The 7,525-nt window shown below is 38.6% G+C and carries 8 protein-coding genes and 2 pseudogenes; 3 read left to right on the top strand and 7 right to left on the bottom strand.

All coding sequences use genetic code 11. From position 1 onward, the window contains the following. On the top strand, positions 1 to 294 hold a 294-nt coding region (locus F6K22_RS24760; protein ID WP_293104078.1), incomplete at its 5' end, for a hypothetical protein. A gap of 106 nt (positions 295 to 400) precedes the next feature. Then, the gene (locus F6K22_RS24765; protein ID WP_293104081.1) at positions 401 to 880 is read left to right on the top strand and encodes a hypothetical protein; all 480 of its coding nucleotides are present in this window, start codon (positions 401 to 403) and stop codon (positions 878 to 880) included. 340 nt (positions 881 to 1,220) lie between these two features. Here F6K22_RS24765 and F6K22_RS24770 read toward each other — a convergent pair whose 3' ends face one another. The 3 genes from F6K22_RS24770 to F6K22_RS24780 form a co-directional block, all read right to left on the bottom strand. Beyond that, positions 1,221 to 1,964: an RNA-guided endonuclease InsQ/TnpB family protein gene (locus F6K22_RS24770; RefSeq protein ID WP_363274363.1), complete on the bottom strand. Its 744-nt coding sequence runs from the start codon at positions 1,962 to 1,964 to the stop codon at positions 1,221 to 1,223. After that, positions 1,927 to 2,349 carry a hypothetical protein gene (locus F6K22_RS24775; RefSeq protein WP_293104084.1) on the bottom strand — a complete coding sequence of 141 codons (423 nt, stop codon included), beginning with the start codon at positions 2,347 to 2,349 and terminating at the stop codon, positions 1,927 to 1,929. The genes F6K22_RS24770 and F6K22_RS24775 overlap by 38 nt, the downstream gene beginning before the upstream one ends. Before the next feature lie 250 nt (positions 2,350 to 2,599). After that, positions 2,600 to 3,391 carry a metal ABC transporter ATP-binding protein gene (locus F6K22_RS24780; protein WP_293104086.1) on the bottom strand — a complete coding sequence of 264 codons (792 nt, stop codon included), beginning with the start codon at positions 3,389 to 3,391 and terminating at the stop codon, positions 2,600 to 2,602. Between the two features lie 114 nt (positions 3,392 to 3,505). On the opposite strand from F6K22_RS24780, the gene F6K22_RS24785 reads away from it, so the two are divergent. Beyond that, positions 3,506 to 4,759, top strand: coding sequence for a metal ABC transporter substrate-binding protein (locus tag F6K22_RS24785; RefSeq protein ID WP_375340193.1), 1,254 nt, complete (start codon positions 3,506 to 3,508; stop codon positions 4,757 to 4,759). Positions 4,760 to 4,838: 79 nt separating this feature from the next. Here F6K22_RS24785 and F6K22_RS24790 read toward each other — a convergent pair whose 3' ends face one another. From F6K22_RS24790 to F6K22_RS24805, 4 genes and pseudogenes are all read right to left on the bottom strand, one after another. Beyond that, on the bottom strand, positions 4,839 to 5,003 hold the full coding sequence (locus F6K22_RS24790; protein ID WP_293104088.1) for a hypothetical protein: 165 nt from the start codon (positions 5,001 to 5,003) through the stop codon (positions 4,839 to 4,841). 14 nt (positions 5,004 to 5,017) lie between these two features. After that, positions 5,018 to 6,547, bottom strand: a pseudogene (locus tag F6K22_RS24795) (IS1634 family transposase). Positions 6,548 to 6,818: 271 nt separating this feature from the next. Next, complete coding sequence (locus F6K22_RS24800) at positions 6,819 to 6,989, bottom strand: hypothetical protein (RefSeq protein ID WP_293104090.1); 171 nt, start codon at positions 6,987 to 6,989, stop codon at positions 6,819 to 6,821. A gap of 423 nt (positions 6,990 to 7,412) precedes the next feature. Beyond that, positions 7,413 to 7,525: pseudogene (locus F6K22_RS24805) on the bottom strand (IS1 family transposase); the annotation flags it as partial.

A 7,525-nucleotide genomic window follows, 5' to 3' on the forward strand; every position in this document is an offset into this window, starting at 1 on the left:
CAACTGTTCCTACTATTACCTACAACCAAAATCAGAACTAAAAAAAATTTTAGAATAATCAAGCAACTTGTCTTAAAGACTCTGGGTGTTGGTGATTCTGGGTATAATTTGTGTTTGTGGGCAATTGCTAAACTATTGAAGAACAAATACTTGAGATTATTCAGTTTTTATTTTCATACCTTGACTCAGCAACGCCGACTCCGAAAAGAAACCAACCTTAACCCCATAAGCACGATACAAGTTTTCTTGATTCTCATTTCCCCTAACCACTCATACTTTTTCAGCCAACTCTAGGTAGACAAAACCAATAATGAGTGTTTATGCTTATTTTTAGATAACTTCTTTCATGTTATCTTTTTTTTAAAGACCTAACTATTGTCCAACAGTTAAGGATAAAATCATGCGTACTAGAGAAGCGTCTTTTTTATTAGGTATCTCTCGTCAACGTTTATTAGTTTTACTCGCTCAAGGAAGAGTCAAAGGAGCCGACAAAAAAGGCAGATTCTGGGAAATTCCAGTTAATCAGAGCGGTATGCCCGTAATAATTCCCGCTCGGCGCGGTCCGAAAGGTATCTGGCACAAGCAAGAAACCAAGGTACCTCAAATGATTCACGTTAATCAACACAACATTAGAGACAATATAGGTAAGCCTCCAGAGGAATTGGAACCTGTAGTGTCTGTCAAACACAACGAACGCAACGATTATGGTTATGACTTATATATTTCAGGTCCTTGCCACATCGTCTATCGACCTTATAATCCAGCAAAATGTGGCGCTCATGTGTGGATTAATACTTATGATCCAGTGCAATTTGTAGACACTCAATTTAATCTTGATCCAGCCACTGCAAGGCAAGCCTACAAACAAATTAAGAGATAGTCTGGTTTCATTCGTCAGGCTCGGAAGGTCACCAAAAAATATTTATTCGCTCACAGCAGCTTAACTGACAATAACTTCAGTAAATTTGTGCTGTTTGTTTGTGGGAAATCTTCAAACCATTAAGATTTTGATATTCCTATTTTTTTACAAATCATTTAGGATTGCTATAGCTCTCACTGAAGTCAAAATATTAGTTGTAAAGGATTTTTATTTTCAGAAAATTCTAAAACTTTTTTGCAGTGCTATAACTAAAACTTTAATCCTGCTGTAAAATACCTACACAATTCCGGCAAAAATAGGACAAACCTTGCAATGCCAGAATTGAAGCTTATTTCCTGCTTCAACCTGGGGAATCGGCTCCTTCCAGTTCACAAGCGTAAATTCGGGTGCAGCCCACCCTAGTAAATTGATTCACTTCTCCATACTGAGATAACACAATTGCCGCATTTAGGTCGCGGTCTATAACTGTTCCGCAGTGGGGACAGTTATAGATACGGTCACTTAGCTTTAGTTCTGGGTTAATTTGACCGCAATTATGGCAAGTTTTGGATGATGGAAACCACTGACTAGCTAACACTACACTACCGCCCGATGCAACGATTTTGATTGTCAATCGTTCTCTAAATTCGTAGAATCCTTGGCGTGCTATAGATGCTGCCAGTTTACCGTTTTGCATCATACCTTTGACGTTTAAATCCTCCAAGCAAACGTGCTTGATATTGCCGACTATTTTCGTGGTAGTTTTTTCGATAAAATCTCTACGCATATTGGCAATACGAGCATGGTTAAGCCTAAGTTTTTTGTAGTATTTAATCGCATTTTTTGAAGGCGGTTTACCTTTAGTACCTAACTGTTTGTTGCGGTTACGCCATTGAAACTTAGCCAACTTTAACTGCTCTTCTTTAATTGATTCAGGCAGAGAAATAGTATGGTTTTCTTTTGATGAAGCTATTGTACCAAACTGCTTAACACCAACGTCAATACCAAAAAATTCTTGAGGACGTTCATCTAATAGCTCCTGAACTGGCAGCTTTTCAGCTTCAATACTAAAGCTGACAAACCATTTTTCTCCTGTTCGAGAAATAGTAAAAGTCTGGCTCGGTGCCCATGTAAGGAACTGGTTCGACTAATCGAAAAATGCCTAAGGTTGGTATTTTAATTTGGTTACCAACTTGAACCGCAACTTTTCCGTTCCCATCATAAACACTAAAAGATTGTTTCTCTTTTTTACGCTTAAATCGAGGGTGTTTGCTAGTCCCTTCTTTGTACCGTTTAAATGCTTCGGCTAAATGTTGAAAAGCACTTTGATAAATACGAGATGAATAGTTATTAGTCCAGGAATACTCTGGCTGTTTCTTGACATAATTAGTAAAGACTTTTTTCGCCTCGTTTATGCGTTGGTTATAGCTAAAACTCAACTTCTTACCACGTTTGTTGACTTTAGTCATCCCTTTAGTGCCATTGACCATATTCAGACCATAATTATAGACATGCGCGGGCATAACCGGCACTTTTGGCCATCAACGACCGCTCTTGATTATTGAGCTTTAATTCCAGTTTAATTGAATACAAAGAACATCACCTCCCACGGCTGATTATAAACTGAATAATTAAAATTTTCAAAAATTCCCATCTTGTTCGACCTTATTGCCGGAAATTGCCAGGGATATTAATACTAGCAATTAGCTCCTCAAAAAATCTTAAGTTCATAAGCCGGCATTAATTATATATCCTGTTAACTACCTGTTCCCTGTTCCCTATTCCCTGTTCCCTCTTCCTTCTCTCAACAAAGAAACCAACCTTACCCCCATAAGCACGATACAAATTTTCTTCCTGCAATACAACTTGCCGATCGCCAACAGCAATTAACTCCTTATTTAACAGAATTAAATCATCAAAATTAGTAATAGACTCACCCAGATCGTGGTTAACAACAATCACAACTTTTCCAACTTCAGCTAACTCGTGAAAAATCTCAAAAATAATATTTTCAGTCTTCTGATCTACCCCAACAAACGGCTCATCAAAACAGAAAATATCCGCTTCCTGAGCTAAAGACCTTGCCAAAAATACCCGTTGTTGCTGACCGCCAGAAAGTTGACCGATGGGGCGATCGTGATAACTATCCATTCCTACCCTTGTCAATGCCTTCAATGCTAACCTCCGACTCACATTAGAAAAACGACGAAACCAACCAGTCTGACGCACCCGCCCCATCATTACCACATCCCACACAGTAGCAGGATAAGTCCAATCAATTTGCGATCGCTGAGGCACATAAGCAATTCTGCCTAACTGTTCCTGAAGTGGTTTGTCATTGTAGATTACAGAACCCCCAGTCACAGGAATTAATCCCAGCATTCCTTTTATTAAGGTACTTTTTCCCGCCCCATTTGGGCCAATAATACCTGTTAATTTTCCTGCTTGTATCTGTAGGGTAATGTCTCGCAATGCCTCAACGGTACGATAATGGACTGCTAAATGATTCACTGTAATTTTGGCCTGACTCATTAACTGTGACTCCTATAAATTATCAAATTTAATTCTCTGAAATCCTCTCACTGACGTGGGAAGGTGAAAAATATGAAAAGAATATGATATAAATTATGAAAGGAATATGAAAAATTGTCAATTCAAGCAAAATTCAAAATGAGAATTAGTAAGTATCTGTGGAAAATTAATTTAACTAACAGTCTAGGTAGAGAAGGCTTAATTCGGAACAAGGAACAGGAAATATATCTGAGTGGTAGATATAGGCAGGACTTAGACACCCAAACAAGAAACCGGGTTTATTGCTCTAATTCTCTTTCACGAAATTCCCTTGATAAACTATCCACCCAAACAAGAAACCGGGTTTATTGCTCTAATTCCGTCTCACAAAATTCCCCCGATCAACCCGGTTTCTGCATAAGTGCCCAAAATATGTGGCCAGCATTAGGAATTTTATTAGCATTATGGATTAGTGGTTGTGCTGCCCCATCTTCAAATATTTCTGCGGAGGATGAGGGTAAACCTTTAGTAGTTTCTACCAGTACCATCATTGCTGATATGGCAGAAAAAATAGGTGGGGATGAAATTGAGCATCAGGGAATTATGGAACCGGGTGCGGACCCTCATGTTTATGAACCGGTGCCTGCTGATAGTGTGGCTTTCGAGAAGGCAGATTTAATTATTTATAATGGCTATAATTTGGAACCTGCTTTAATTAAACTGATGAATGCTGCGGGTGTAAGAGCGCAAAAGTTGGCAGTTGCGGAAAAGGTGACGCCTTTACAAAATCCGGATAAGGGAGAGTTAGTGCCAGATCCCCACGTTTGGGGTGATGCGGAAAATGGAATTGTGATGGTAAATGGAATTCGGGATGCTTTAATTGAGTTGTCGCCAGAAGATAAAGAGGTGTTTATGGAGAATGCTGCCAGATTAATTGAGGAGTTACAGCAGCTTGATGTTTGGATTAATAAACAAATAGCCACTATTCCAGAAAGTCAGCGCCGACTGGTGACTACCCATGATGCTTTTGAATATTATGTGAGAGCTTATGGTTTAGAGATGACAGGAACTTTGATAGGGATGACTACGGAGGAGCAACCTAGTGCGCAGACGGTGAAAAATTTGGCAGAAGAAATTAAGAAAACTGGAGTACCTGCTATTTTTGCGGAGACTACTATTAATCCTAAGTTGATTACTACGGTTGCGGAGGAAGCTGAGGTAAAGTTAGCACCTAGGGAGTTATATTCTGATTCTATTGGTACTCCTGGAAGTGAGGGAGATAGTTATGTGAAAATGTTGATCTCTAATACTCAGGCAATAGTGGAAGCTTTGGGTGGGCAATATACAGCTTTTGAATTGCAAACAAAATCGACTGCGGAAGGAAGTTAAAGCCTACATTCCGCAGGTTGATGGTGCTCAATTTGAATATTGTTTAAGTTAGATAGGGCAAGAATTTTATAAATTGCTTCTATAGCACTATACATTCAGGTATTTGACATAGAATTAAAATCAAGAGGGCGATCGCTAAATTAGAAAGGCGATCTAGCTGCCGCACTTGCTCCGCCAACGCTACCTCATAGGGCAAGCTTGGATAAGTAAAATTGCTCAAATGCCCACAAAAAAATTCGCTCACTCCTCTGTGTTCAACTAGAGAAGTAAATAATATTTACGACTGTTGCACCAAGAAACTGAAGCAACCATTGGCGTTCTTCAGTTAAGTTAGCGATCTGCTTTGCCCCATTAATCATCACCAGATGAATAGATTGAAAACATTGAAAAATCCATCGCAGAGTCGGAGTTGTTGTCGGTTTACCTACTTGGTTGGGAATCGATTCCTTTGCTGCTTGTAATGCTTGCCTTAATGCTCTTTGACCTAAGCTGTACACCAATAAACACAGCCCCATGACCATTGCCAGTGCTGCTACTCTTTCTGGATTTTTGAGCAAATTAGCTATCAGCAAAAAACATAGGGTCTTTGAGAAAACGAAACCCTCTTTGTGTTGATTGTTGAGCTTTATATTCTCGTAAGAGCTTATCATCACTCAAGAATTGATGATCGAGAACATTAGTTGCTAAAATAAATCTTCCCGCACGGTTCTTCTCCTTGTTGACTAGCTCAGAATTGAGAACTAAATTTGCTCTGACTTGATAGTAATAGTTGCTTGCAGTAATTCCTTTTCGAGGTCTACCTGGTTTTCCATGACGAGGTTGTGGGACGAATTCAAGGTCTTCGAGAGCATGATATGGTAGCTCTTTTTCTAATTTTTTGGCTGCTTGCTCTGCATCAGGCACGCAGGCAAACTTTTCTTGAGAAAGAGATAACAGTTGATTTTTTGCAATCACACCAGCAGTGGTAATTTTTTGCTCTAGTTGCTCTAAATCTGCCTTTTTTCTGCTTTCGCTTTCTACCACTAACCATCTCTATTTAATACCACCATATTGACTACAACTACTGGCTAGGCGATATCCTTTAATTTCTAAATCTTTTAAGGCATCATCAGATAGCTGTGACATTAATTGTTTGGCTTCACTCAAGGTAGCTGGCACTCTTGATAACCAACGCAATTGATTCAATTGTTGTAAGTTTTCTGCCCCGTACATGGCAGCATCCGCAACAAAGCCCGTCTAATTCCCAATTTTCTCGAAATTCTTTGAGCAATTTCGCAAAAATTCCTCGATCTGATTCGTTGCCATCAGCGACTCTCAGGTATAAAGGAATATCTCCATCCCCACTACACATCAGCTGAACTATAAATTGTTTGAGGTCAGGGCGATGATCCCTTGAGTACCCATAAGTAATCTTAATCGGAATTGGTTCTGTTTCTTCAATTGGTTCATCCTCAATATATTTTCCATGAACATGAAACGATGTTGAATCGAGATGTAAAGTATCTGTATTCACTCCTTCTGTTGTTGATGCACAAAGAGCAATATTCACAAATAGCTGAGTTAGTCCAACTTCATAAAGGCTATCTAGGACTCTTCCTAGTCGGTCGTCATTCAAATGCTCCGGTTCTATTCCCTCGGATAATAGGTGTTGTGTTGCTTTTCCTATAGGGGATGAGTGCCGATCGCCTGATTAATCATCTCCACCAGCCCAATTCTATCTATTATCCCTGCCACTATACCACAGTGGTCAATGTCTTGTACAATTACAGAGGATGAGAAATCTGTCATAGTTGTAAAATATACTCCCAATTTAAAATATACTCCCAATTTAAAATATACTCCCAATTATATTTTACCTGCTAAATGCTAAAATCAAATTATTAGCATTATTGCTTTTATCAAAAAAATCCTCCAGCAGCACCATCAACCTGCAGAATGTAGGTTAAAGAAGACATCTCTAGAAAAGATGGAGTAGGGACGTTGCATGCAACGTCCCTACAGTTTTATGAAATAAATATCGTAGGGGTTTGGTTACCAAACCCCTACCAAACTAACTTAGTTAAAAATTCTGGTGTTGCTGAAACCTTGGGATGAATCTTTGTACTTCCTCTTTCTCTAAAACTATAATTCCTCCCACACTTCCCACACTTCCCACACTCCCCACACCACCCACACCCACTAATTCCCATGCGCAAATATGCAACGCCAAAATTCTTCGCGATCTTGCCATTCAGCTATTTTGACATCACACTCCAAACAATTAGAATTTTCTATTTTTAATTGTTTGATTGTGTCAAACAATCCTGCGTATAATCCCTGGTTAACTGTCACACATAATGAGGTAGCTATTAAAATAATTTTACCTGTTTTCATCAGTCTTAATTTAATTATATAGCAGTCGCCATGTTTCATTTAGTCCGTGCCACGAATTTAACTTCTGACTTCTGAGTTCTGAATTTCTGACTTCAGCAAAGCCTCTTTATTTCTATTATGACCTTGTATATCTAATTATTACTAATTTCTTTATGCTTAATTCATATTTTTTTAATTTTTCTTAATAAAAAAACGGACAATATAAAACTATAAAACTTAAATAGACATATCCAATAATAAAAAATAAAGTAAATTATTGGCGTTGTACAGTGACGAATGATTACGAGAATTGAGGAATTTGCCGATGTTTCAAATAATAGATCAGCAAGCGAATTGATCTGTACAACATATCAATGGACTTGGAGTAGCACAAAGTTTTGCGATGTAACCTAG

Source organism: Okeania sp. SIO2F4, assembly GCF_010672385.1.
GTDB lineage: Bacteria > Cyanobacteriota > Cyanobacteriia > Cyanobacteriales > Microcoleaceae > Trichodesmium.

What these genes read in the sequence shown, in the direction of transcription:
- F6K22_RS24775 (WP_293104084.1), bottom strand. Translation starts at nt 2,349, where the DNA reads ATGGTCAATGGCACTAAAGGGATGACTAAAGTCAACAAACGTGGTAAG.
- F6K22_RS24800 (WP_293104090.1), bottom strand. Translation starts at nt 6,989, where the DNA reads ATGGCAAGATCGCGAAGAATTTTGGCGTTGCATATTTGCGCATGGGAA.
- F6K22_RS24780 (WP_293104086.1), bottom strand. Translation starts at nt 3,391, where the DNA reads ATGAGTCAGGCCAAAATTACAGTGAATCATTTAGCAGTCCATTATCGT.
- F6K22_RS24765 (WP_293104081.1), top strand. Translation starts at nt 401, where the DNA reads ATGCGTACTAGAGAAGCGTCTTTTTTATTAGGTATCTCTCGTCAACGT.